At 56.5% G+C, this 24,748-nt stretch carries 25 protein-coding genes and 1 tRNA gene; 7 read left to right on the top strand and 19 right to left on the bottom strand.

Annotated features, from left to right (window positions below):
- Positions 1-232: 232 nt before the first annotated feature.
- From TU86_RS04460 to TU86_RS04500, 9 genes are all read right to left on the bottom strand, one after another.
- The gene (locus tag TU86_RS04460; protein WP_048363102.1) at positions 233-1,285 is read right to left on the bottom strand and encodes an FUSC family protein; all 1,053 of its coding nucleotides are present in this window, start codon (positions 1,283-1,285) and stop codon (positions 233-235) included.
- Between the two features lie 376 nt (positions 1,286-1,661).
- On the bottom strand, positions 1,662-2,762 hold the full coding sequence (ychF, locus tag TU86_RS04465; RefSeq protein WP_048363103.1) for a redox-regulated ATPase YchF: 1,101 nt from the start codon (positions 2,760-2,762) through the stop codon (positions 1,662-1,664).
- Between the two features lie 23 nt (positions 2,763-2,785).
- Complete coding sequence (gene pth / locus TU86_RS04470; RefSeq protein ID WP_048363104.1) at positions 2,786-3,370, bottom strand: aminoacyl-tRNA hydrolase; 585 nt, start codon at positions 3,368-3,370, stop codon at positions 2,786-2,788.
- Between the two features lie 165 nt (positions 3,371-3,535).
- Positions 3,536-4,126, bottom strand: coding sequence for a 50S ribosomal protein L25/general stress protein Ctc (locus TU86_RS04475; RefSeq protein ID WP_048363105.1), 591 nt, complete (start codon positions 4,124-4,126; stop codon positions 3,536-3,538).
- Between the two features lie 140 nt (positions 4,127-4,266).
- A complete protein-coding gene (locus TU86_RS04480) occupies positions 4,267-5,208 on the bottom strand; it encodes a ribose-phosphate pyrophosphokinase (protein WP_019825119.1) in 942 nt (313 codons plus the stop codon).
- 45 nt (positions 5,209-5,253) lie between these two features.
- A tRNA-Gln gene (locus TU86_RS04485) sits at positions 5,254-5,328 on the bottom strand.
- A gap of 37 nt (positions 5,329-5,365) precedes the next feature.
- Entirely contained in the window at positions 5,366-6,214 is an 849-nt protein-coding gene (gene ispE / locus TU86_RS04490; protein WP_048363106.1) for a 4-(cytidine 5'-diphospho)-2-C-methyl-D-erythritol kinase, read from the bottom strand.
- Position 6,215: 1 nt separating this feature from the next.
- Positions 6,216-6,842 (bottom strand): lipoprotein insertase outer membrane protein LolB, encoded by a 627-nt coding sequence (gene lolB / locus TU86_RS04495; RefSeq protein ID WP_048363107.1) that lies wholly within the window; start codon positions 6,840-6,842, stop codon positions 6,216-6,218.
- A gap of 3 nt (positions 6,843-6,845) precedes the next feature.
- Entirely contained in the window at positions 6,846-8,570 is a 1,725-nt protein-coding gene (locus TU86_RS04500; RefSeq protein ID WP_048363108.1) for a tetratricopeptide repeat protein, read from the bottom strand.
- Positions 8,571-8,782: 212 nt separating this feature from the next.
- Between TU86_RS04500 and hemA the strand changes: the two genes are divergently transcribed.
- The 6 genes from hemA to TU86_RS04530 all read left to right on the top strand — a co-directional run bounded on the left by hemA (position 8,783) and on the right by TU86_RS04530 (position 14,147).
- Positions 8,783-10,069 carry a glutamyl-tRNA reductase gene (hemA, locus tag TU86_RS04505; RefSeq protein WP_048363109.1) on the top strand — a complete coding sequence of 429 codons (1,287 nt, stop codon included), beginning with the start codon at positions 8,783-8,785 and terminating at the stop codon, positions 10,067-10,069.
- Positions 10,069-11,151, top strand: coding sequence for a peptide chain release factor 1 (gene prfA, locus TU86_RS04510; RefSeq protein WP_048363110.1), 1,083 nt, complete (start codon positions 10,069-10,071; stop codon positions 11,149-11,151). The genes hemA and prfA overlap by 1 nt, the downstream gene beginning before the upstream one ends.
- Positions 11,152-11,982 (top strand): peptide chain release factor N(5)-glutamine methyltransferase, encoded by an 831-nt coding sequence (gene prmC / locus TU86_RS04515; RefSeq protein ID WP_048363111.1) that lies wholly within the window; start codon positions 11,152-11,154, stop codon positions 11,980-11,982. It abuts the gene before it with no gap.
- Entirely contained in the window at positions 11,976-12,731 is a 756-nt protein-coding gene (locus TU86_RS04520) for a molybdopterin-synthase adenylyltransferase MoeB (RefSeq protein WP_048363112.1), read from the top strand. The genes prmC and TU86_RS04520 overlap by 7 nt, the downstream gene beginning before the upstream one ends.
- Positions 12,724-13,515, top strand: a complete 792-nt coding sequence (gene murI, locus TU86_RS04525; protein ID WP_048363113.1) for a glutamate racemase — start codon at positions 12,724-12,726, stop codon at positions 13,513-13,515. Before TU86_RS04520 ends, murI begins: the two co-directional genes overlap by 8 nt.
- A 113-nt stretch (positions 13,516-13,628) precedes the next feature.
- Positions 13,629-14,147: an acyloxyacyl hydrolase gene (locus TU86_RS04530; protein ID WP_048363114.1), complete on the top strand. Its 519-nt coding sequence runs from the start codon at positions 13,629-13,631 to the stop codon at positions 14,145-14,147.
- A 1-nt stretch (position 14,148) separates the two neighbouring features.
- On the opposite strand, the gene TU86_RS04535 is transcribed toward TU86_RS04530, so the two are convergent.
- The 10 genes from TU86_RS04535 to TU86_RS04580 all read right to left on the bottom strand — a co-directional run bounded on the left by TU86_RS04535 (position 14,149) and on the right by TU86_RS04580 (position 23,640).
- Positions 14,149-14,454: a YkgJ family cysteine cluster protein gene (locus TU86_RS04535; protein ID WP_048363115.1), complete on the bottom strand. Its 306-nt coding sequence runs from the start codon at positions 14,452-14,454 to the stop codon at positions 14,149-14,151.
- 95 nt (positions 14,455-14,549) lie between these two features.
- Positions 14,550-15,077 carry a DUF2878 domain-containing protein gene (locus tag TU86_RS04540; protein ID WP_048363116.1) on the bottom strand — a complete coding sequence of 176 codons (528 nt, stop codon included), beginning with the start codon at positions 15,075-15,077 and terminating at the stop codon, positions 14,550-14,552.
- Positions 15,070-16,341, bottom strand: a complete 1,272-nt coding sequence (locus TU86_RS04545; RefSeq protein ID WP_048363117.1) for an SAM-dependent methyltransferase — start codon at positions 16,339-16,341, stop codon at positions 15,070-15,072. The genes TU86_RS04540 and TU86_RS04545 overlap by 8 nt, the downstream gene beginning before the upstream one ends.
- A complete protein-coding gene (locus tag TU86_RS04550) occupies positions 16,328-17,128 on the bottom strand; it encodes a DUF1365 domain-containing protein (protein WP_048363118.1) in 801 nt (266 codons plus the stop codon). Before TU86_RS04550 ends, TU86_RS04545 begins: the two co-directional genes overlap by 14 nt.
- On the bottom strand, positions 17,125-18,372 hold the full coding sequence (locus TU86_RS04555; protein ID WP_048363119.1) for an NAD(P)/FAD-dependent oxidoreductase: 1,248 nt from the start codon (positions 18,370-18,372) through the stop codon (positions 17,125-17,127). The genes TU86_RS04550 and TU86_RS04555 overlap by 4 nt, the downstream gene beginning before the upstream one ends.
- Positions 18,369-19,139 carry an SDR family NAD(P)-dependent oxidoreductase gene (locus TU86_RS04560; RefSeq protein ID WP_048363120.1) on the bottom strand — a complete coding sequence of 257 codons (771 nt, stop codon included), beginning with the start codon at positions 19,137-19,139 and terminating at the stop codon, positions 18,369-18,371. Before TU86_RS04560 ends, TU86_RS04555 begins: the two co-directional genes overlap by 4 nt.
- Entirely contained in the window at positions 19,132-20,577 is a 1,446-nt protein-coding gene (gene phrB, locus TU86_RS04565) for a deoxyribodipyrimidine photo-lyase (protein ID WP_048363121.1), read from the bottom strand. Before phrB ends, TU86_RS04560 begins: the two co-directional genes overlap by 8 nt.
- 27 nt (positions 20,578-20,604) lie before the next feature.
- On the bottom strand, positions 20,605-21,540 hold the full coding sequence (locus TU86_RS04570; protein WP_048363122.1) for a MerR family transcriptional regulator: 936 nt from the start codon (positions 21,538-21,540) through the stop codon (positions 20,605-20,607).
- 2 nt (positions 21,541-21,542) lie between these two features.
- Positions 21,543-22,511, bottom strand: a complete 969-nt coding sequence (locus TU86_RS04575; protein WP_048363123.1) for a YbgA family protein — start codon at positions 22,509-22,511, stop codon at positions 21,543-21,545.
- Between the two features lie 142 nt (positions 22,512-22,653).
- A complete protein-coding gene (locus TU86_RS04580) occupies positions 22,654-23,640 on the bottom strand; it encodes an NAD(P)/FAD-dependent oxidoreductase (protein WP_048363124.1) in 987 nt (328 codons plus the stop codon).
- Between the two features lie 194 nt (positions 23,641-23,834).
- Here TU86_RS04580 and TU86_RS04585 point away from each other — a divergent pair, with 194 nt between their 5' ends.
- A complete protein-coding gene (locus tag TU86_RS04585) occupies positions 23,835-24,737 on the top strand; it encodes a TIGR01777 family oxidoreductase (RefSeq protein ID WP_048363125.1) in 903 nt (300 codons plus the stop codon).
- Positions 24,738-24,748: the final 11 nt, after the last annotated feature.

The raw sequence follows: 24,748 nt of genomic DNA on the forward strand, positions 1-24,748 counted from the left end.
AAGTTCTTTGGTTTGGCGGGTAAGTGTCATTCATCAATCACTTTTTATGAGGTTTGTATGTTTTTACACAATGATTGGCAGTCAGTTGGGTCGATATATAAAGCTGGGTGGTTATGGTGGTATGCATGCTCTGTTTTAATTAAGGAAGTCAGTGAGTTTCGGATGTCTGAAACTGTCGAGAGACTCAGCATGTGTTTTGCTTTCTCCTTTAGATATCAAACGTGCTCGATTTTCATTTTTCAGTATCTCTATGTGGAGTGAGTCTGAATGTTAATAATGCACTCTCAACCGTTTGTAAGTGTTCTAAGCAACGTTGCCAAGGTGCAGCGCTAATACCCGCTACGTCGTAAGGGGTGTTTGGGGTAGGGGGCGTTTTGTTGTCTTCCCTCGCAAGGGCTAAACAACGGGTGGCGACGCAGCTCAAGCGTTCATGCAGTGAGGGGGGCGGTGTGCCTTGCTCTTTGCGCAAGGCATTGGCAAAAGCTTCAGAGAACAGCAAGGCGCTGGCGTAGAGTCGAACGGCGTGGCGTTCGTAACGACTGGCAATGTCTTTGACCTCACGTGAAGCAAAACGTCCGCGTAACGTCCACCGAGCAGTATTTCGAGCCATGGCGATGCCGTTTTCCAATGTAATGAGGCTGTCGTGAGCTGAAGAAAAAATCTGTACTGCATTGTGCGCTTTGGACGCGTCATTATTTTCGAGAGCCTCAAGGCTTTTTTCAAATCCTGAAGCGAGTTTTTCCAAGAGCTCTTTGGCTGAACTATCGATAATGCCAATGGGGTTGGGAGTCATCAGTATTTGGCTGAAGACCAATCCAACACCTGCCCCCATGATCACATCCAGCATGCGTACAGCACCGGCGCTCTCAGGGCCTACTGCCAGCATCAATACAGCGGAGACTCCTGCCTGGATGGGGACTACAGGAGCCAGGCCATATAGGGCGGCAATGGCAATAGCCGCGAATGTGGCAAAGCCAATTCGTAATAATGGATAAGAATCAGGGAGCCACAGAGCGGCTTCGCCCACCAGAATTCCGGTTGCAACACCTACCATCAAGCCTATTGCTTGCTTGCCGTGACTTGGGAGGCCTGGCGCGAGGCACACAACCGCACTGATCGCCGCAAAAACTGGGTGCGCATGACCGAAAAAGTGCTGGGCAAGGATCCATGCCAGCGCGGCTGCAATAGCTGAAGCCAGTGCATCTCGCCAAGCGGATGACCAGCGAGAGACAACCCGCTCAATCAGGGAACTAGTGAAGCGATTGAAGAACAGCTTAGCGAACATTGAACCCCCCGATCGGCCCGTCAATGGGCGTAGTAACTGACTATAGATCCTTTGTTTCTGGGTTTGACTCTGCGCACAGCGCTAGCCGTTCCATTCCAGAATCGGTGAGTGCTCCATCGGATGTGTAGAGTGCAATGCGCGCACTCATAGCAGCATCTATTTATGTAGGAAAGATGCTACGTCACGTCAAGAGCTTGCCGCGTCGAACCTAGACTCACAAGACACATTTGGGATGTAGTGAATTTTCTTCAAGAACAAAGGATTCTTCTTACGCTTGTTAGGGAATAAACACAAAGAACAAGAGGCATTGATAGCAAAGTTAAAAAATCAGGCCAAAAAAAAACGCGCCTGAGCGCGGTTTTTTTTCGTGTTGTATTTACACGTTGAAGCGGAAGTGAAGAACGTCACCGTCTTTAACGATGTATTCCTTGCCTTCCAGACGCCATTTACCAGCTTCTTTCGCACCCGCTTCGCCGTTGAATTTGATGAAATCGTCGTAGGCGATTACTTCAGCGCGGATAAAGCCTTTTTCGAAGTCGGTGTGGATCACACCGGCGGCTTGTGGAGCCGTTGCACCGACTTTCACGGTCCAGGCGCGAACTTCTTGAACGCCGGCGGTGAAGTAGGTTTGCAGGTTGAGCATTTCGTAACCTGCGCGAATCACGCGGTTCAGGCCTGGCTCTTCAAGGCCCAGCGCTTCCAGGAACATGTCTTTTTCTTCGCCGTCGTCCAGCTCGGCAATTTCGGCTTCAATCTTGTTGCAGACTGGCACCACGATGGCGCCTTCTTCTGCGGCAATCTCCATTACCACGTCAAGCAACGGATTGTTTTCGAAGCCGTCTTCGGCCACGTTGGCGATGTACATCACCGGCTTGGTTGTCAGCAGGTGGAAGCTTTTGATGATGTGTTTCTCATCAGCGTCCATGTTCTTGATCAGGCTGCGTGCCGGCTTGCCCAAGGTGAAGTGGGCAATCAGTTGCTCCAGCAAGGCTTTTTGAGCCACAGCGTCTTTGTCACCGCCTTTGGCGTTACGCGCGACTTTCTGCAATTGCTTTTCGCAGCTGTCGAGGTCGGCGAAGATCAGCTCAAGGTCGATGATTTCGATATCGCGTTTCGGGTCAACGCTGTTGGAAACGTGAATCACGTTTTCGTCTTCAAAGCAGCGGACCACGTGAGCGATGGCATCGGTCTCACGGATGTTGGCCAAGAACTTGTTGCCCAGCCCTTCGCCTTTCGATGCGCCAGCCACCAGGCCTGCGATATCGACGAACTCCATAGTGGTAGGCAAGATGCGCTGAGGCTTGACGATGGCAGCCAGCGCGTCCAGACGTGGGTCGGGCATCGGCACGATGCCGGTGTTCGGCTCGATCGTGCAGAAGGGGAAGTTCTCAGCCGCAATACCGGATTTGGTCAGGGCGTTGAACAGGGTGGACTTGCCGACGTTAGGCAGGCCGACGATGCCGCAGTTGAATCCCATGGTGTTTTCCCCGAGGAGTAGAGTCAGGCCTTCTGGCTGTGCAGGTTTTTCATCGCACGGTTCCATTCCCCGGCGAGGATATCCGGCAGCACGCCGAGGGCAAAATCGATGCTGGCGTCCAGTTTTTCCTGTTCGGCGCGTGGCGCACGACCCAGTACAAAGTTGGACACCATGCTGGCGACGCCTGGGTGGCCAATGCCGAGCCGCAGACGGTAGAAATTATTGTTGTTTCCCAGTTGCGCGATGATGTCGCGCAGCCCGTTGTGACCTCCGTGGCCGCCGCCCAGCTTGAGCTTGGCAACGCCGGGAGGGAGATCCAGTTCGTCGTGGGCCACCAATATGGACTGCGGTTCAATGCGGTAGAAACCGGCAAGTGCCGCTACGGCCTGGCCGCTTCGGTTCATATAGGTGGTGGGAATCAACAGGCGAACATCCTGACCTTGGTGGCTGAAACGCCCGGTCAGGCCAAAATACTTGCGATCCGCAACGAGATTGACCCCGTTTGCTGACGCTAGACGCTCAACAAAAAGGGCCCCTGCGTTATGCCGGGTCTGTTCGTATTCGGTGCCTGGATTTCCCAGGCCAACGATCAGTTTTATGGCGGTCACGACAAGGGCCCTTCTATGGCGTTGTGAATAACATCACCGCTGACAGCAGCGGCGAAAACGGACAAAAATACGGGTTTACATGAGTAAACTTCGCGATCTTGTCCGCTTTACTCGCTGCGTGTTAGCTCGCGATGTTTCTCAAAACTCCAACAACAGAGTAATGAATTACTCTGCGTCTGCTTCTGGTGCAACACGTGGAGCGTGAACGTTGGCTACTGCCAGGTCGTTACCGTGTGCCAGAGCTACGAACTCAACGCCTTTAGGAGCGGTGATGTCCGACAGGTGAATGATCGAGCCGACTTCAGCGTTAGCCAGGTCAACTTCGATGAATTCAGGCAGGTCTTTTGGCAGGCAGGAAACTTCGATTTCAGCAATAACGTGCGAGATCTCGCCGCCTTTCTTGATCGGAGCAGCTTCACCCACAAAGTGAACTGGAACGATTGCAGTCAGCTTTTGACCGGCAACAACGCGAACGAAGTCAGCGTGCATCACGTGGCCTTTAGCCGGGTGACGTTGCAGAGCTTTGATGATCACGTTTTGCTTAACGCCGCCAACAGTCAGTTCGATAACGTGGCTGTAAGCCGCTTCGTTTTCGAGCAGTTTGGCAACTTCTTTGGCCAGCATGCTGATGGATTCAGGGGCTTTTTCGCCACCGTAAACTACAGCTGGAACCAGGCTTGCGAGACGACGCAGGCGGCGGCTCGCACCTTTCCCCAGGTCGGAACGCACTTCAGCATTCAGAGTAAAATCGTTCATGTTGTATCTCCAAAATAACCACATCCGGCCTAGCGTTTGCGACCAGCGCTATGGACGGTATGGGCAAAAAAGCCCCGCCCCAACAGGCTGTTGGGGCGGGGCGCTTTTCGTCAACGTGATATCCGATAAGGGCAGGGCCCTTATCGGAACATCGCGCTGATCGATTCTTCGTTGCTGATGCGGCGAACCGCTTCAGCCACAACCGGTGCGATATCCAACTGGCGGATACGCGAACAGGCTTGTGCGGCAGCGGACAGCGGAATGGTGTTAGTCACCACCAGCTCATCCAGCATGGAATTTTCGATATTCTCGATTGCCCGACCCGACAGCACAGGGTGTGTGCAGTAGGCGAACACTTTGGATGCGCCATGCTCTTTCAAGGCTTTAGCCGCATGGCACAGAGTGCCGGCGGTATCGACCATGTCATCAACCAGAATGCAGGTACGCCCTTCGACATCACCAATGATATGCATCACTTCCGAGTGATTGGCTTTCTCACGGCGTTTGTCGATGATACCCAGATCAACGCCCAGGGATTTTGCAACAGCGCGTGCACGCACGACGCCGCCGATATCCGGGGACACAATCATAAGGTTCTCAAAGCGCTGATCTTCGATGTCATCCACCAAAACTGGGGAGCCATAGATGTTATCTACAGGAATATCGAAGAAGCCCTGAATTTGGTCAGCATGCAAATCAACCGTGAGAACACGATCGATGCCGACTACGGTAAGCATGTCAGCAACAACTTTTGCGCTGATAGCCACACGTGCGGAACGCGGACGGCGATCCTGACGGGCATAACCAAAGTAAGGAATAACAGCAGTAATACGAGTCGCTGAGGAGCGGCGGAAGGCATCAGCCATCACGACGAGTTCCATCAGGTTATCGTTGGTCGGAGCACAAGTCGGCTGAATGATGAAAACGTCTTTACCGCGGACATTTTCATTAATCTCAGCGGTAATCTCGCCGTCGGAAAACTTACCGACAGAAATGTCACCGAGTGGGATATGCAGCTGACGTACGACACGCCGAGCCAGATCGGGGTTAGCGTTCCCCGTAAAGACCATCATCTTGGACACGCGCAGTACCTGAAGGCTGAGGGTAACCTGGATGAGTATAAGAAATGGCAGGGGCGGCTGGATTCGAACCAACGCATGGCAGGATCAAAACCTGCTGCCTTACCGCTTGGCGACGCCCCTGTATCTGTTGCTACGAGTACCGTGTACCCGTTTCCGCTTACAGATTTTGTAGTGTGCGATGCAACATCGAAACGTTGCTTCCCTTTGCTACAAACCCTGTATGGGTCTCTGTAAGAAGGTGCAGGACTTTATCAGCATCTGCTTCGTTTGGGAAGGCCCCAAATATACAACTTCCAGTTCCAGTTAATTTTGCTTCGGTATATTTACCTAACAAATTCAAAGCTTTACGTACATCTGGGTAAAGCCCCTTCACTACTGCTTCGCAGTCGTTTCGGCTGTTTCCCTTGGGAACGGGGCGCACTGTAATGGGCAAAGTGTTACGTGTCAACAAAGGATGTGAAAAAATTTCTGCTGTGCTTACAGAGACTTGCGGTACAAGCACCACATACCAAGGCTCTTCGGGGTATTCGTGTGACAGGATTTCGCCCACGCCCTTAGCGAAAGCGGCGTAGCCGCGTACGAAAACCGGAACGTCAGCCCCCAGACTCAAACCCAATGCGGCCAGGCGATCCTCATCCCAGCCCAGTTGCCAAAGATGATTGAGGGCCAGCAATGTGGTGGCGGCATTGGAGCTGCCACCGCCAAGGCCTCCGCCCATAGGCAGCACTTTTTTGATCCGGATATCAATGCCCAGCGGGCAGGCGGCGTCTTGTTGAAGTAGTTTTGCCGCTCTGACGATCAAGTTTTGATCGTGGGGCACGCCAGGGAACTCGGTGTGCAGGCAGATCTTTGCGTCATCGCGCACCGAAAACGTCATTTCATCGCCGTAATCGAGAAATTGAAACAACGTTTCCAGTTCGTGATAACCGTCTTCGCGACGGTCAAGGATGTGCAGCATCAAATTCAGTTTTGCCGGTGAAGGTAACGTCAGTGGATTTTTTTGCATGTCATTGACCCAATTCACGGGGTTGCCAATCTTTCACCACCAGGGTGACGTCCAGGTCGGTACCGTGCAGCTTGACGCGCTCAGGTACCCAGAATCCGTTTTGTTCGACGTAACTCAGGTATTCAATTTTCCAGCCGTCCTGTTCCAGATTGGCCAGACGGCTGTCTGCGTTGAGTGTGACCCGGCTTTTGCTGCCGGGAGCAGGTAGTCCGCGCACCCACCAGACCAAATGTGACACGGGCAGGCTCCAGCCCAGTTGCTCGCCCAGCAGTTCTTCTGGTGTGGACGCTTCATAGCGGCCCTGATTGGCAACTTCCAGGCTCACATTTCCGGGCCGTCCGGTCAGGCGGGCGGCACCCCGGCCCAGTGGGCCTGACAAGCGAATGTCGTAATAGTCCTGGCGCTGCAACCAAAACAAGGTCGCGCTGCCGGAGTCTTTAGGGGCGCGAATTCCGACTTTGCCGTTGATCTGCCAGCCGTCGAGTTGCGTCAGATGCTGTTTGTGTTCTGTCCACAACGCCGGGCTGCCGTGACCCTCGACCGATTCACGGGCGCCAAACATCGAGCAGCCGGCCAAAAGGGCGATCAAGCCAAAGGCAATAAGGTGTCGCAGGTGGCGATAAAACATGATTTAAAGAGTCTCGGATCCGGTCAGGCGCAAAACGGTTTTGCGCAGGAGAGGGCTGTCGGGGTTTTCTTTAAGAAACCTGGCCCAGATTTGCTTGGCTTCGCGCTGCTTGCCATTGGCCCAAAGCACCTCGCCCAAGTGCGCGGCGACTTCTTGATCCGGGAAGCGCTCCAGAGCCTGGCGCAACAAGCGCTCGGCTTCATCCAGATTGCCAAGGCGGTAATTCACCCAGCCCAAGCTGTCGAGCACGGCCGGATCATCCGGGTTGATGTCGTAAGCCTGCTGAATCAGTGCTTTGGCTTCGGCGTAGCGCGTCGTTCGATCTGACAGGGTGTAGCCCAACGCGTTCAATGCCATTGCGTTGTCAGGCTCGCGGGCAATGATGGCGCGCAAGTCTTTTTCCATTTGCGGTAGGTCATTGCGCTTTTCGGCCAGCATGGCGCGTGAGTACAACAGGTTCAGATCATCCGGGTACTGTTTCAGCGCTTGTTGCAGCACGTTCCAGGCGCGGTTTGTCTGATTGTTCGCGCTTAAGGTTTCTGCTTCGATCAAAAACAACTGAATCGCGTAGTCCGGTTGCTCATCTCGTGCCGTGGCAAGTTTGGTGGACGCTTCAGCGCCCCGGCCGTGGCTGATCAAGATGTCAGCCTGGCGCAGCTGGGCGGGCAAATAGTCATTGCCGGGGCCAACCAGGGCGTATTCGATCAGTGCGCCTTGCGGGTCGTTGCGCTCCTCGGCAATCCGGCCAAGGTTTAAATGCGCTGAATCTACGTGACTGTCGCGCTCAATCAGTGTTTGCAGATAGCCTTCGGCCTCGTCCCAGGCTTTGCCTTCAAGGCACACCAATGCCAGCGAAAAGCGCAGTTCATCGTCTTCGGGGTATTGCTGGAGCAGGCTGGCGAACTGGGTTTTGGCTTGATCCATGCGGTTCTGTTCAACCAGTGTGCGGGCATACGTCAGGCCCAGGCGCTTGTCCTCAGGGTACTGTTCGACACTTTTTTTCAGCAGCGGCAGGGCTTCATCGCCGCGATCAAGCCCTTGCAAGATGCGCGCTCGCAGCAGCACCGGTGCGACTTCACCGGCTTGCGGCGGATTGCGTTCCAGCAGCTTGAGTGCGCCTTGTGCGTCACCATCCTGCTGCATCAACAAGGCTTTGCCGAAAATAAGCTGGCCGTTATCCGGATGCCTGGCGAGTAATTGATCAAAGCTTTTGAGCAATCCGCTGCGGGTGTCTGGGTCTGTTTCGGCGGCCGATAAGGCTAAAAAGTCAAAGTGAGTATCGCCTTTGGCTTGCAGGACTTTTTCCATGTACACCATGGAATCGTCATACCGGCCGTTGCGTGCCAACTGAATAGCGGCCGCGCGTTGTGCTTCCAGATCATCCGGTGCGTTTCTGGCCCAAATCAGCGATGTGTCGAGTGCGGCCTGATCGGCGCCCAGGTACTCGGCAATGCGAAAGGCGCGCTCGGAAATACCCGGGTCCTGGGTGTTGATGGCCTGGGTCACGTAGTTATCCAGTGCCAGGTCCAGTCGATTGCGCTGGCCCGCCAATTCGGCGCTTAACAAGCTGTACAGCGTGTCTTCGCTGAATGAGCTGTAGACCGTTGGTTTTTCGGGTGCGGAAGTGGCGTCTTCGACCGGGGACGATTCGTTCGGCGACGTGGGGGCCAAGACTTGGCAGCCACTGAGGAAGACGAGAGCAAGGAGCAACGCGGAGGATCTATTCATATAAGAGAAGGGCGACTTACCTGCGGTCGGGGCATCATGACACATGCGACAGGGCAAACCCTAACAGCTGCGACTATCGATATGAAGGGCCAGGATGATGGCTAATTGGGCGTCAACAGACCTTAACTATAGAGACAATAGTCAGCAATGGTTGTTCTCAATCTGGCGAAGTAGGACAATTGCCGGCTTCTCGTCATCATCAGCGATCTTGAATGGCCTTCCTTGCACTCGGTATTAACCACAAGACTGCTTCAGTAGACGTCCGCGAGCGCGTGGCTTTTACCCCCGAGCAGTTGGTTGAGGCCTTGCAGCAGCTCTGCCGACTCACCGACAGTCGCGAAGCTGCGATCCTCTCAACCTGCAATCGCAGTGAGCTGTATATAGAGCAAGACCACCTTTCCGCCGATACGGTCCTGAAATGGCTGGCTGACTATCATAAGCTCGACCTTGATGCGTTGAGGTCCTGCGCCTACATCCATGAAGAGGACGCAGCGGTTCGCCACATGATGCGAGTGGCGGCGGGCCTTGACTCGCTGGTATTGGGTGAGCCGCAAATTCTCGGTCAGTTGAAGTCAGCGTATGCCGTGGCGCGTGAAGCGGGCACTGTCGGGCCATTGTTGGGGCGCCTGTTTCAGGCCACCTTTAACTCGGCCAAGCAAGTGCGTACTGAAACGGCTATTGGCGAGAACCCGGTGTCGGTGGCGTTTGCCGCGGTCAGCCTGGCGAAGCAGATTTTCAGCGACTTGCAGCGCAGTCAGGCCTTGCTCATCGGTGCTGGTGAAACCATTACGCTGGTCGCCCGTCACCTGCATGACCTGGGGGTTAAACGTATCGTGGTGGCAAACCGTACGCTTGAACGCGCCAGCATTTTGGCTGAACAGTTCGGCGCACATGCGGTGTTGTTGTCGGACATTCCCCAAGAGTTGGTGCACAGCGATATCGTCATCAGTTCCACCGCCAGCCAATTACCGATCTTGGGTAAGGGCGCGGTTGAAAGCGCTTTAAAGCTGCGCAAGCACAAACCTATTTTTATGGTCGACATCGCTGTTCCGCGCGATATCGAACCTGAAGTAGGCGAGTTAGACGACGTTTACCTCTATACCGTCGATGACTTGCATGAGGTCGTAGCTGAAAACCTCAAGAGCCGTCAGGGCGCAGCGCAAGCGGCAGAAGAACTGGTCAGTATTGGCGCTGACGAATTCATGGTGCGTTTACGTGAATTGGCCGCGGTTGATGTGCTCAAGGCGTACCGTCAACAAGGCGAGCGTCTGCGTGACGAAGAATTGCAAAAAGCCCAGAAAATGCTCGCCAATGGCGGTAACCCTGAAGACGTGCTGGCACAACTGGCACGCGGCTTGACGAATAAATTGCTTCACGCCCCCAGCGTGCAGCTGAAAAAGCTTTCCGCCGAAGGCCGCCTCGATGCGCTGGCCATGGCCCAAGAACTTTTTGCCCTCGGTGAGGGCTCATCGGATAGCTCTGCGGATAAAAAATCGTAATGAAAGCGTCACTGCTTAATAAGCTGGACATCCTCCAGGACCGTTTTGAAGAATTGACCGCGTTGCTTGGCGATGGCGAGGTCATTTCGGATCAAACCAAATTTCGTGCGTATTCCAAGGAGTACGCAGAAGTTGAGCCTATTGTTGGTGCTTATAGCCAATGGCTAAAAGTCCAGGCTGACCTTGAAGGCGCACAAGCGTTACTCAAAGACAGCGACCCCGACATGCGTGAAATGGCGGTTGAGGAGGTGCGCGAAGCCAAAGAGCGGCTGATTGAGCTCGAAGGTGATCTGCAACGCATGCTGCTGCCCAAAGACCCGAACGACGGGCGTAACGTATTCCTCGAAATTCGTGCCGGTACGGGCGGTGATGAGGCGGCGATCTTTGCCGGTGACCTGTTTCGCATGTACTCCCGTTACGCTGAGCGTCGTGGCTGGAGGCTGGAAATCCTGTCTGAAAACCCGGGTGAGCATGGCGGCTATAAAGAAGTCATTGCTCGCGTCGAAGGGGACAACGTTTACGGCAAGTTGAAGTTCGAGTCCGGCGTGCACCGCGTTCAGCGAGTCCCTGCCACCGAGTCTCAGGGCCGTATTCACACCTCTGCCTGCACCGTGGCAGTGTTGCCTGAACCCGATGAGCAGGAAGCCATTGAGATCAATCCTGCCGATTTGCGTGTTGATACCTACCGTTCTTCCGGCGCGGGCGGTCAGCACGTCAACAAGACCGACTCGGCCATCCGTATCACTCACTTGCCTTCGGGCATCGTAGTTGAGTGTCAGGAAGAGCGTTCGCAGCATAAAAACCGTGCACGGGCGATGTCGTGGCTTTCAGCTAAATTGAATGACCAGCAAACCAGCGCTGCGGCCAATGCCATTGCCAGCGAGCGTAAGTTGCTGGTGGGCTCGGGAGACCGCTCCGAGCGCATCCGGACCTACAATTTTGCGCAAGGACGAGTGACCGATCACCGCGTCAATCTCACCTTGTATTCATTGGATGAAGTGCTGGCAGGCGGCGTTGAAGCCGTGATCGAGCCGTTGTTAGCCGAATACCAGGCCGATCAACTGACCGCGTTGGGTGAATAAATGACCATTATTGCCAGCTTGTTACGGGCTGCCGAACTGCCTGACTCGCCCACGGCCCGACTGGATGCCGAGTTGTTGTTGGCCGCCGCCCTGGGCAAGTCGCGCAGTTACCTGCACACATGGCCCGAGAAAATTGTCAGCAGCGAATCGGCACTGATCTTTGCCGACTACCTGCAACGCCGTCGCGCGGGTGAGCCGGTGGCCTACATTTTGGGTCAGCAAGGGTTCTGGAATCTTGACCTGGAAGTGGCGCCACACACGTTGATTCCGCGCCCGGATACCGAACTGCTGGTTGAGACCGCATTGCAACTGCTGCCTGCAACGCCGGCTAACGTGCTGGATCTGGGCACCGGCAGCGGCGCCATTGCGCTGGCCTTGGCCAGTGAACGTGCGGCCTGGCAGGTGACGGCGGTTGACCGTGTGCTTGAAGCCGTTGCTCTGGCCGAGCGTAATCGCCAGCGCTTGGCGCTGGACAACGTCACTGTGCTCAACAGTCATTGGTTCAGTGCTTTGGCCGACCATCGTTTTGACCTGATTATCAGCAACCCGCCTTACATTGCCGCAGGTGATGTTCATCTGGCTGAAGGCGACGTGCGTTTCGAACCCGAAAGTGCGTTGGTGGCGGGCCCCGACGGGCTGGACGATATTCGCCAGATTGTCGCCGCAGCCCCGCAGCACCTCAACCCGGAGGCATGGCTGATGCTCGAACACGGTTACGACCAGGGCGCGCCCGTGCGTGACTTGCTGCAAGGTGCCGGTTTTACCCAGGTTGAAAGCCGCAAGGACCTGGGCGCTCATGAGCGTATTACGCTGGGCCGGCTGCCGTGCTGACTGATCAGGAGCTGTTGCGCTACAGCCGACAGATCCTCTTGCAACAGGTCGACATCGACGGCCAGTTAAAACTCAAGCACAGCCGCGTGCTGATCGTCGGTCTGGGCGGGTTGGGCTCGCCAGTGGCGTTGTATTTGGCTGCGGCGGGTGTGGGTGAACTGCATGTGGCTGACTTCGATCACGTCGATGTGACCAATCTGCAACGCCAGATCATCCATGACACGGCCAGTGTCGGTCAGAGCAAGGTCGACTCGGCCCTGGCTCGACTGGCCGCGATCAACCCTGAAATCACCTTGCTGGCCCATCGCCGCGCGCTGGACGCCGACTCGCTGGCCAAGGCCGTGGAAGCGGTGGATTTGGTGCTCGACTGCTGCGATAACTTCGGCACTCGCGAAGCCGTCAACGCCGCCTGTGTCGCAGCGCGCAAACCGTTGGTCAGTGGCGCGGCCATTCGCCTTGAAGGCCAGTTGTCCGTGTTTGACGTGCGCCAACCTGCCAGCCCCTGCTATCACTGTTTATACGGGCACGGCAGCGATGACGACCTGACGTGCAGCGAAGCCGGGGTGATCGGGCCGCTGGTGGGGGTGGTCGGCAGTTTGCAAGCCCTTGAAGCGCTCAAGCTACTGGCAGGTTTTGGTGAGCCGTTGGTGGGGCGCTTGTTATTGATTGATGCGCTGGGTACGCGGTTTCGCGAGTTGCGGGTCAAACGCGACCCGGCGTGCAGTGTGTGCGGCCCTGCCCATGAGTGAAGCGCCGATTGGGGTGTTTGACTCCGGTGTAGGCGGGCTGTCGGTGCTCAATGAGATCCGCGCACTACTGCCCAATGAGTCGCTGCTCTACGTCGGCGACTGTGGGCATATTCCCTATGGCGAGAAAACCCCTGAATTCATCCGTCAGCGGTGTGTAGTGATGGCTGACTTCTTCCAGCGTCAAGGCGCCAAAGCGTTTGTCCTGGCCTGTAATACCGCCACCGTCGCAGGTGTGGCAGATGTGCGTCAGCGCTATGCGAACTGGCCCATTGTTGGCATGGAGCCGGCCGTCAAACCGGCCGCGGCGGCTACGCGCAGTGGCGTGGTGGGCGTGCTCGCCACCACCGGTACATTGCAAAGTGCCAAGTTTGCCGCCTTGCTGGATCGGTTTGCCAGCGATGTACGCGTCATTACCCAACCTTGCCCCGGTTTGGTTGAACTGATTGAAACCGGCGACCTGCACAGCGAAGCCTTGGTCACGCTACTGCGCGGCTATGTGGAGCCGTTATTGGCCGCAGGGTGCGACACGATTATTTTGGGCTGTACGCATTATCCCTTCCTCAAGCCTCTGCTCAGTCAGATGCTCCCGCCCTCGATCTGCCTGATCGATACCGGTGCCGCCGTGGCCCGGCAACTGCAACGCTTGCTCCACGAACGTGGTCTGTTAGCCAGTGGCCCGGCCCAAGACACGCAGTTCTGGACCAGCGCCTCACCTGAACAAATGCGAAAAATCCTACCTGTGCTATGGAATAAATCAGGTGTTGTGCGAAGCTTCGACCTGTAAAAAAATGTGTGCTTGTTCAAATAGGTTGAACTTCACCTTGTGATTGGATTCATACCGCCTGCCTGATGTGGCACACAACACACGACCTATGCATTCGAAAATAGGATTTTCTTATGACTCGTTTTTTTAGCTTGGCTGTTCTTACAGCAACCGTTCTGGGGCACAGTTTCACGGCACAAGCGGCCGGTATCGAATTTGGGGTAGGGCATACCAGTCAGTCGAGCATGACGTATCGCTTGGGCCTGAAGTCCGACTGGGACAAGAGTTGGTTACAAAGCGATGTCGGCCGTCTTACGGGTTATTGGGATGGTGCTTACACGTATTGGGATGGCAAAAAGTCATCCAGCAGCAACAGCCTGTCGTTCTCCCCGGTATTTGTGTACGAATTTGCCGGTGAAACGGTAAAGCCTTACATCGAAGCCGGGATCGGTATGGCGCTGTTTTCCAAGACCGAAGTCGAAGAGCAAAAGCTGGGGACCGCGTTTCAGTTTGAGGACCGGATTGGTTTCGGTTTGCGCTTTACCGGCGGGCATGAGGTGGGCATTCGCGCTACCCACTACTCCAACGCCGGACTTTCCAGCACCAACGACGGGGTGGAAAGCTACGCACTGCATTACACGATGCCGTTGTAGCCTAACGATAGACGGTGGCGATGCCTTGGCGTTCGTTGAGGCATTCAACGTCACCCATCTCGAACTCGCGGCAAATCAGCGGGCGCTTCTCGTAAATGGTGCACATCATGGTGTTGCGGTCCAGGGCCGCACACCAGCCATCGTCAAGGCGCAACATCACTTCGCCCCCCCAGTCATCGGTGTCGATAAAGCGTTCGGGCACACCGGTTTCGGTGATCAGCATCACTTCCAGTTGGCAGCAGCACGCCGCACACGTCGAACAGGTGACGGCGGGTTCGGTAATTTCAGTCAGGGGGATGTTGGTCATAGGCGCGCAGTGTAAGGCAGTGCTGCGTTCAGGTGTAAAACAGCTGACAATCGCACACCCTGTCACTGCGCTACCCCCGAGGCGTCGCACCGTGGTTAAGTCGGGTCGCGAGCAAGCTCACGGCTACGGGGGTTGACGTGTTTTGCGGCGATCCATTGCAGTGCTGCAAACAATCCCGCCCACAACACGCCTAGTCCAAGCAGCGTTGGCCACACACCGAATGGGAACGTCACGGCTCCCAGCCGTTGCCCGGCGTAATAGGACAGCGGCCCGCCGACGGCACCCAGCAGTGCGGCCCGCCAACGAGGTTGTGCGGTCCATGCCAGGCAATGGTTCAGCGTCGTCGCCAGTAAGGCCCAAAGCACCATCAACCAGAACGGGATCAGCCACTGGGCCTGCGTGAACGCAAACACGCCCGCGTTGAGGAGCAGACTGTCGACCAGCGTACCGAGCATGCACACGCACACCATCAAACGCAGTTCGGCCCACGATCGACTTATCCACACCACGTGGATCAGCAGCGCGCCAGCCGCCAGCCAGAGCCAGGCACTGTTGCCGCCCAACACACAGGCAAACCAGCCGAGCTGAAACAGCACGGCATTGGCCAACTGCTTTTCAAGCATTGAAGCGGCCGAGTAATGGTGGGTTCATGGCGGCGGGTTTAGCCAACAGTAATTGTGCGGTGCCGATGCTGCGCTCCAAAAAGCCGCCTTCGCAGTAACACAGGTAAAACTCCCACAAGCGCAGGAAGTATTCGTCGTAGCCCAGCTCCGTCAAACGCCCGTGGGCGCGGCGAAAATTCTCATGCCACAGGCGCAGGGTTTTGGCGTAGTGCAGGCCAAAATCTTCCATGTGCATGAGGTTCATGTCGGTATCGCTGCCCACAATGGCGAGCATTTTTTGCACGCTGGGCAATGCGCCACCGGGGAAAATGTAGCGTTGGATAAAGTCCACACTGCTTTTGGCCTGCTCATAGCGCTGTTCGCGAATCGTGATGGCTTGCAGCAGCATCAAGCCGTGGGGTTTGAGCAAGTGCGAACATTGCTTGAAATAGTTCGGCAAGAAGCGATGGCCAACCGCCTCAATCATTTCAATCGACACCAGCTTGTCGTATTGCCCTGTCAGGTCGCGGTAATCCTCCAGCAGCAAGGTCACTTGGTCCTGTAAGCCCAGGGTTTCAACGCGGGCCTGGGTGTAGTCGAACTGTTCTTTGGACAAAGTGGTGGTGGTCACTTTGCAGCCGTAATGCTGTGCTGCGAACAGTGCCATGCTGCCCCAACCCGTACCGATTTCCAGTAAATGGTCTTCGGGTTTGAGGTCGAGCTTTTGGCAGATACGCTCCAGTTTATTGAGCTGGGCCTGCTCCAGCGTGTCGTCGGGGCTGAGGAACTGCGCCGCGGAATACATCATGGAGGGGTCGAGAAACTGCTCGAACATTTCATTGCCCAAATCGTAATGCGCGGCAATATTTTTTTGCGAGCCTTTACGCGTATTGCGATTGACCCAATGCAGAGCGCGAATCAACGGCCGCCCCAGTCGCGCCAGCCCGCCTTCCAGGGCATCCAGTACCTGCATGTTGCTGACCAGCACCTGAATCACTTTGGTCAGATCGGGTGAACTCCAGTAGCCGTGTATGAACGCTTCGCCTGCGCCAATCGAGCCGTTGCTGGCGATCATGCCCCACACGCTGGCGTCGTGAATCTGTACTTCAGCGACCATGCTCGCACTGCGATCCCCGAAAACATGCGGCTCACCGTTTTCGATGATGACCAGATGGCCATTTTTCAATTGATTCAATTGGCGCATCACCCCGCGCCTTAACAGCACGCTGGTCAGATTGTGGGTGGTCGAGAGCGAGGACTTGCTCACCAGACTAGGGCTTTTCATGGCGTTGATCCTTGGGTTGCAGGGCAGCAATGCGAAAGGCGCCGTCGGCGGCCTGGTGAGAAACAATCGGTGTACGTTTAAGAAAAAGGCGTAAGGCTTGCCAGTAAATAGCCAGGCAGGTTTTGGCCGTCATCCACGGAAATTGGCGCAGGTAGCGGTGCAAACTCGCGCGGTCCAGTTCTGTACGGTGCAGGTTGAGCGTGGCATCGAAGACCTTCAGTTCGCCTTGCCAGTCCGCCATGTGCACCCCAAGACGGGCGCCTGGAGGGCTGAAACTCATGCGGTATTCCAGATCGCGCGGCAAAAACGGCGAGACGTGAAAGGCCTTGGCCACGGCGACATGCGCAAAGCTGTCACCCTCGACGGGCAGTACGTAGTGGTAGCGTTCGCGCCACGGTGTGTTGGTCACTTCGCACAAGATGGCGGCCAGTTTCCCATCCGTTTCGTAGCAGTAAAAGAAACTCACCGGGTTGAAGGACAGCCCCCAACTGCGGGCTTGAGTCAATAAACGAACCGCACCTTGTGGTGTGCGCCCTAACGCTATGCCCACTTGCTGGCGCACTGCATCAATCAGGCGCATGCCGGCTTCGGTGTAGGTTTTTAAGTAATCGCTTTCACGAAAGGAGAAGGGCGCAAAGCGACTTTTGCCGGCCAGCGGTGACAACCCCAGTACAGCGTCTTGCTCATCCAGGTCCAGATACAGCAGGCCGATGCGATAGCGGAACGCATGACCACGCGCTGTAAAACGTCGATGGGCGATCCAGCCGCTGTACAGGGCGCTGTTCATAACGTTTGGCCGAAAGCTTTGGCCACGCGCAGTGCGCTGACCACGCCGTCTTCATGGAAGCCATTGGCCCAATAGGCACCACAAAAATAGCTGTGCTGAGGCCCCAGCAGCTCTTGCCAGCGGGCTTGAGCCTCTACGCCAGCCAAACTGTATTGCGGGTGAGCGTAGGTGTAGCTGGCCAGCACTTTGCGCGGATCAATCGCTGAGGTTTGGTTGAGGCTGACGCAAAAAGTGGTCTCGCTCTGGATGCCTTGCAGGATGTTCATGTCATAGGTCACAGCCGCACGTTTTTGTCCTGCGTTACCCAATCGATAGTTCCAGCTGGCCCACGCCAGTTTTCGATCAGGCAACAGGCGGGTATCGGTGTGCAACACCACATCATTGTCGGCATAGGGCAGCGCGCCGAGGATGTGTTGCTCGGCGGCTGACGGTGCGGCCAGCAGCTTGAGGGCTTGATCGCTGTGGCAGGCAAAAATGACTTTGTCGAAACGTTCAGTGCCTGCGCCGCTGTGTATCAGTACACCTTGTTCGTAACGTTCGACCTGGGTGACCGGGCACTTAAGGTGGATGTTGTCGGCAAAACCTGCGCTCAACGGTTTGATGTAGGCACTGGAGCCGCCTTCAATCACACGCCATTGCGGGCGATTGCTGACGCTGAGCAAGCCGTGATTCTTGAAAAAACGCACAAAAAATTGCAGCGGAAAGCGCAGCATGTCGTCCAGTGACATGGACCAGATCGCGGCGCCCATCGGTACGATGTAGTGCTCGATAAAACGTGTGCCATAGCCGCGCTGCTGTAGGTAGTCGCCCAGCTGGGTGTCACTGGCAATACGTTGCTCCTCCAAATCGCGAATGGCTTCGCGGTTGAAGCGCACGATATCGCGCAACATGCCCCAGAACCTGGGCGACAACAGGTTGCTGCGCTGGGCAAACAAACTATTGAGGGTATTGCCGTTGTATTCGAGCGAGCTGCGGGTGTCGTGCACAGAAAAGCTCATTTCTGTGGCCTTGGAGCGCACGCCCAGTTGCGTCATCAGTGTGATGAAATTGGGGTAGGTCCAGTCATTGAACACAATGAAGCCGGTGTCCACGGCATGGGTCTGGCCGTTTACATTCACCTCAACGGTGTGCGTATGCCCCCCGATCCAGTCACTGGCTTCGAACACACTGATATCGTGCGCTTTGTGCAGTAAGTAACCGCAGGTCAGCCCTGAGATGCCGCTGCCAATGATCGCGATTTTCATGATGGTTTTCCGTCAGAGGTGCGCGCCAAGCGTCTGCCCAACGCCACTTGGAGGCGTTTGGGCAGGCTCGCCAACAGTCGCAATGTGGCAATGAACAGGGTCGGGAAGGCGATCTCCAGCGGGCGTTTTTGCAAGCGCTGGCAAATATGCCGGGCGGCTTTGTGCGCAGGCCAGCGCATGGGCATCGGGAAGTCATTTTTTTCTGTCAGCGGAGTGTCGACAAAGCCTGGGCTGACAAGGGTGACGTCAATCCCTTCCTGGGCCAGATCGATACGCAGGGATTGGAGCAAGTAGCGCAGGCCGGCTTTGGATGCGCCATAGGCTTCGGCGCGTGGCAGTGCCCAATAGGTGACCGAACTGACCACGCCCACCACATGCGGGCGCGAACCGGCGCGCAGTAAAGGCAACGCGCTTTCAAGGCAATAACTGGTGGCCAGCAAGTTGGTGCGCACCACGCGCTCAATCACCGTAGCGTCAAAATGGCGCACGTCCACGTATTCGCAAGTGCCCGCGTTGAGGATCACCGTGTCCAGAGCGCCCCAGAGTTGGGTGATGCGGTTGCCGATTTCACGCACCTGCGAGCGGTCAGTCAAATCTCCCGGCACGAGGAGCACTTGGTCGGGATAGCGATCGGACAAGGCTTTGAGCGGCGCCAGTGTGCGGGCGGTTAATGCGAGGCGGGCGCCGCTTTTAAGCAGCTCCTCGGCCATGTGTGCGCCCATGCCACTGCTGGCGCCTGTGAGCCAAATCCGTCGCCCGTCAGCCATGGCTCACCTCGAGCATTTGTTTGGAGGGTAAGTTTTTGAAGGCACTCAGGGCCCGTTCGCGGCTTTGGCTCAAGTTGACGATGGGGGCCGGGTACTCTGCCACGCCAAACAACCCGCCTGCCGAGGCCGGGTTATGCACCTGTTTTTTGTTCAGGTCCGCCAGTTCGGGCAGCCAGTGTTTGATGAAAACTCCGTCGGGGTCGAAGCGTTCGGACTGGCTCAGGGGATTGAAAATTCTGAAATAGGGGACCGAATCGGTGCCGGTAGACGAACTCCATTGCCAGCCACCGTTGTTGGCGGCCAGGTCGCCGTCGATCAGGTGCTGCATAAAGAAACGCTCGCCTTCACGCCAGTCGATCAGCAGGTTTTTGGTGAGGAACATGGCCACTATCATGCGCAGGCGGTTGTGCATCCAGCCGGTGTCCAGCAATTGGCGAATGGCGGCATCAATGATCGGGAAGCCGGTGCGGCCCTCTTTCCAGGCGGCCAAGTCTTGGGGAGCGTCGCGCCACGGCAAAAACTCGGTTTCAAGTCGAAAGGCACGATGGCGAGAGACGCGTGGGTAACCGACCACTATGTATTTGTAGAATTCGCGCCACAGCAGTTCGGTGATCCAGGTAAGCGCACCGGGGCTGCCGCTTTCGAACTCGCCGTTATTACTTTGCAAGGCGGCGTGCAGGCATTGGCGGGGCGAGATGACCCCAGCGGCCAAATAAGCTGAAAGCTGGCTGGTGCCGGGTTTGGCCGGTAAGTCGCGTTCGTCTTGGTAATAGTGAATCTGTTGATCGGCAAAGCGCGCCAAACGTTGCTGTGCCTCCTCTTCACCGGCAGGCCAGAGCGCACGAATGGATGCGCTGGGTGATGCAAAACCTTCAACTGAATCAGGCACGGCATCGCGCGCAATATTGAGCGGTGCCTGGGCTTTTGGCGGTGCAACGGTTTGCGGCAGGGCCATGTACAAGCGCTTGTAGCAAATTTTGCGAAACTGGCTGAAGACCTGAAAGTAGGAGCCCGATTGCGTCAAGATGCTGCCCGGCTGAAACAACAGTTGGTCCAAGTAAGAGTGGAACTCAATGCCCCGGGCTTCAAGGGTGTGAGCCACCGCCTCATCGCGTTGGGTTTCGTTGATGCCGTATTCCTGATTGGTGTGCAGCGCTTGCACGCCCAGTTGTTGGCATAACTGCAGCAGTACCACGGGCGCTTGATCCCACGTCGGGCAGGTGCGAATCAGCAGCGGGATATTGAGCTGTTGCAGGCTGTCACTCAGCGTGCGCAGGTTACGCAACCAAAAATCGACTTTGCATGGCGCGTCGTCATGGGCCAGCCATTGTTGCGGGCTGATCAGGTACACGGCTGTGGTGGAGCCGCGGTGGGTGGCAGCACTCAGGGCGGTGTTGTCGAGATGGCGCAGGTCGCTTCGTAGCCAGATAAGTTGCATGTCAATTCCTTGAGCAATAGCGCGGTGCTACACCAGCCCGAGTTGAAAGAGGCGTTGGTGGGCCTCAATGGGGTCGTTGGCCAGACACAGTCCAGCGATCTCAGTCGTACTTACGGACAACACGTCGTAATGGATGCATACCGTTGGTCCGGCAATCACGATGGGGCACGCGATGCCGTTCAAGAGTTTTGGCAGTTGGTGGGTATTCAGCGTTTTGCTGGAGTACAGCACCACGGCGCGTGGTTTTAAGCGCTCAACCGCCAGCCCCAGTTCACCGACCGGCAGTGGGGCATCAAACATTTCAACCGGGCAGTGGCTGTTGCTGATGAGCAAAGCGGTGAGCCACAGATGAGGTTCGAACGCCAGATCAGAATGATTGATCAGCAACACCGGGTCGCCGCTAAGCGAGCGGTTGTTGTGATAAATCCGTGCGCCCAATTTGCTGCGTAACCAGGAGTGGAAGAACACGCGTTCCAGTTGGGCGCCAAACTGGCCTTGCCAGCGTTGTTCCAGCTCTTTGAGCAACGGCATCAATAATTGCTCGCACAAGGCGCGGGCCGGGTAGAGCGACATCACTTGGTTGAAGCAGTCATCCAGCTTGCGCTCTGCCAATTCGCTGATGGCTTGAATCAGGGTTTGCCGCCAAACCTGCCAGTCATTTGCGAGTGAGTCGTCAGGCGCGTCGGGGGTATCGAGCAGGGGTTTGATTTGGCTGACAGCAACCCCGCGATTGAGCCACAGCAATATGTGCTGGATACGCTGGATATGTTCATTCGAGAACAGGCGATGGCCCTTGGCCGTGCGCTGCGGCACGATCAGGCCATAGCGGCGTTCCCAGGCGCGTAACGTCACCGCATTCACCCCCGTGATGCGTGACACGTCACGAATGGGCAGCCAGCCTTCAACCAGTGCCTGGCTGTAGTCGGTGTGAGGGGTATTGGACATGATCAAGTCATCATTCATGGTCAGATAGCATTTCGCAGGCTGAGATTTTCCGGATGCGGTTGCAGGTAAACCTGACGCGAGATGTAAGGGTCGGGGTGGAGGCGAAAGTGATGCTTGAGTAAGGTCAGCGGCACCACTAATGGCACGATGCCTTGCAGGTATTGGCCAATCAGGTGCTGCATTTCGCGTTTGTCAGCGGGGCTGATGGACTTTTTGAGGTAGCCGCTCAGGTGCTGCAATACGTTGGTATGGGTGCGGCGGGTGGCGCATTTTTTAAGGGCCTTCATCAGCTCGCTGAAGTACTGCGGCGCAATTTCTCGCGGGTCTTGCTTGCCGAGGTTGCCGAGTAAATGGCCCAGAGTTTTGTACTGCACCGGGTGATGTGCCATCAGTTGGTATTTGTAGCGCGCGTGGAACTCGGTGAGGGTACGACGGGTGATGCCCTGTTTGAGCAGGGCCTGCCAGGCGCTGTAGGCGTACACCCGGGTCATGAAGTTTTCGCGCAGCACCGGGTCATTCAGGCGGCCGTCTTCTTCGACCGGCAAGTTGGGGTGAGCCGCGCAGAACGCATGGGCGTAGATGCCGCGCCCGCTCAACTCGGCAGGCCGCCCCCCGTCCTGATACACCTTGACCCGCTCAAGGCCACACGAAGGCGACTTTTGCATGAAGATGTAGCCACAAATATCCGTGTGGGAAGCCGCCATTGCCACACCGTAATCGTGCAGGGGCCGGGTCACGTCCAGGGCACTGTCGACACTGCCCACCGCGAGAGGCTTTGCAGGGTCACCTATCAAACGGATGGGTTGGCGTGGAATACCCAGGCCGATGGCAACCTCGGGGCACAGGGGCACAAATTCGAAATGTTCACTTAAGGCCTGGCTGCACAGGCGCGATTCTTTGTGCCCACCGTTGAAGCGCACTTCAGCACCCAGTAAGCAGGCGCTGATGGCTATTTTCGGTTTGTGTCCGGTAGCGGCGATGCAGGCCATGGGATGAACCTCCAAGAATTTCTTGTACATCTTTTTATTAACGTACAACTTGAGGTCATCATAGGCTTGATATTGTACAAGTCAAACTTCTTGTATAAGTTTTACCGTGCACTGCTCGGCAGTGGCCTTAATCGCCTGCCATTCATTCCAAATGCTCAAGCAGGCGGCGTGCTGCCTCCTGGCCGCTGAGCCATGCGCCTTCGACCCGGCCGGACAAGCACCAGTCGCCGCAGGCATAAAGGCCCAGGTCGGCGTCAGCCAAAGCGCCCCATTCGTGGGCTGCTGCGGGCCGAGCATAAAGCCAGCGGTGGGCCTGAGTGAAAATGGGCGCCGGAATCGCAACGTGCATCAGCTCGGCAAATGCGCCGTGCAGGTGTTCAATCACGGCTTCTTTGCTCAGGTCGAGGTTTTGCCGGCTCCAGGCGCTGGTGGCATGCAGCACCCAAGTGTCGGGCTGGCTGTCCCGTCGGGGTTTACTGCTGTTTCGCGCGAGCCAGTCCAGCGGGCTGTCTTGTACAAAGCAGCCATCCATTTTGGTGTCGAGGGCGGTTTCGAATGCCAGCGCCACCGCCCACGTCGGGTCCATCTTGACCCCGGCTGCGGCGCTGGCCAGTTTCGGCGCGCTGGCCAGTAGCGCCGTGGCTTGGGGGGCGGGGGTGGCCACGATCACATGGCTGAACGGTCCGTGATCCTTGCCGTCTGCATCTTGCAGGTGCCAATGTTTTTCGCCGCGAATCAAGTCTGTAATGCGGCAAGTAAAGGTCACTGTCAGGTGCTCCAGCAGGCCCCGGGTAATGGCGCTCATGCGTGGGCTGCCGACCCAGCGGGTTTGCTCGTCGGGAGAGGGCGTCAGTTGGCCATTTTTGTGGTTATACAGGCGGGGTTCCCACTCGCTAGCCCAACCTTTGGCTTGCCAGTGTTGAACCTCATCGACAAAACGCCGGTCGCGGGCTGTGAAGTACTGTGCGCCCAGATCGAGCGCACCGGCCTCGCTGCGTGTGCTCGACATGCGCCCGCCGCTGCCGCGGCTTTTATCGAACAGGTGCACGGCGTGCCCTGCCTTGTGCAGGGCATGTGCAGCCGAAAGCCCGGCAATTCCGGTGCCGATTATTGCGATAGGTACAGTCATATTGGCCTCGATTCCTGTTTGCACAGACGACGTCGTCGATAATACCTGTACAAATCTATTTATTAGTATAGGTTTCTACGTGCTCGCTGGGGTCATTTGGCCTATTCTTCATGCAAGCCAGCAGACCGATGAAATGGGTCTTTGTTTAAAAATAGACCAGTGCTTGCGATAAAACTCCCTGCGAGGTTGAACTGATGCACATATTGCTGACAGGCGGTACGGGCTTGATAGGCCGCCAACTGTGTCGTCACTGGTTGGCGCAAGGTCATCGTTTGACGGTATGGAGCCGGCGCCCTGAGCAGGTGAGTGAACTGTGCGGCACGGGTGTAAGAGGTATCGCCCGTCTCGATGCGCTTGGGCAGGAGCCGGTGGATGCGGTGATCAATTTGGCGGGCGCGCCTATCGCAGACAGGCCGTGGACGCGTAAACGCAAAGTGTTGCTTTGGAGCAGCCGGATCACGCTCACAGAAACCCTTCTGACCTGGCTCGAAAGCCGCGAACACAAGCCTTCGGTCTTGGTCTCTGGCTCTGCTGTGGGATGGTATGGCGACGGCGCTGAGCGCGAGTTGACCGAGGACTCGCCTACGGTGAACGAAGATTTCGCCAGCCATTTGTGCATCGCATGGGAAGAGACCGCACAACGGGCGCAGGCTCTGGGCATCCGTGTGGTGCTGGTGCGAACGGGTTTGGTGTTATCGGCCGATGGCGGCTTTTTGTCGCGTCTACTGCTGCCCTTCAAGCTGGGCTTGGGTGGGCCAATAGGCAATGGTCGGCAGTGGATGCCGTGGATTCATATCAATGACCAAATTGCCCTGATTGATTTTCTTGTGCATGAGAATGCCGCGACGGGTCCTTATAATGCCTGCGCGCCGCACCCGGTACGTAACGCAGCGTTCGCCAAGACCTTGGGCCGTGTGCTGCATCGCCCGGCCTTTATGCCCATGCCGGCGTTTGTATTGCGTGTGCTGTTGGGCGAGATGTCGCAATTATTATTGGGTGGCCAGCGCGCAACACCTGCCAGATTGCTGGAAGCCGGTTTCACTTTTCAGTTCACCGATTTGCGTGCGGCACTTGATGATGTGTCCGCCCGCCTCTGAAATAGGATGTT

Source organism: Pseudomonas weihenstephanensis (assembly GCF_001043055.1).
Classification (GTDB): Bacteria; Pseudomonadota; Gammaproteobacteria; order Pseudomonadales; family Pseudomonadaceae; genus Aquipseudomonas; species Aquipseudomonas weihenstephanensis.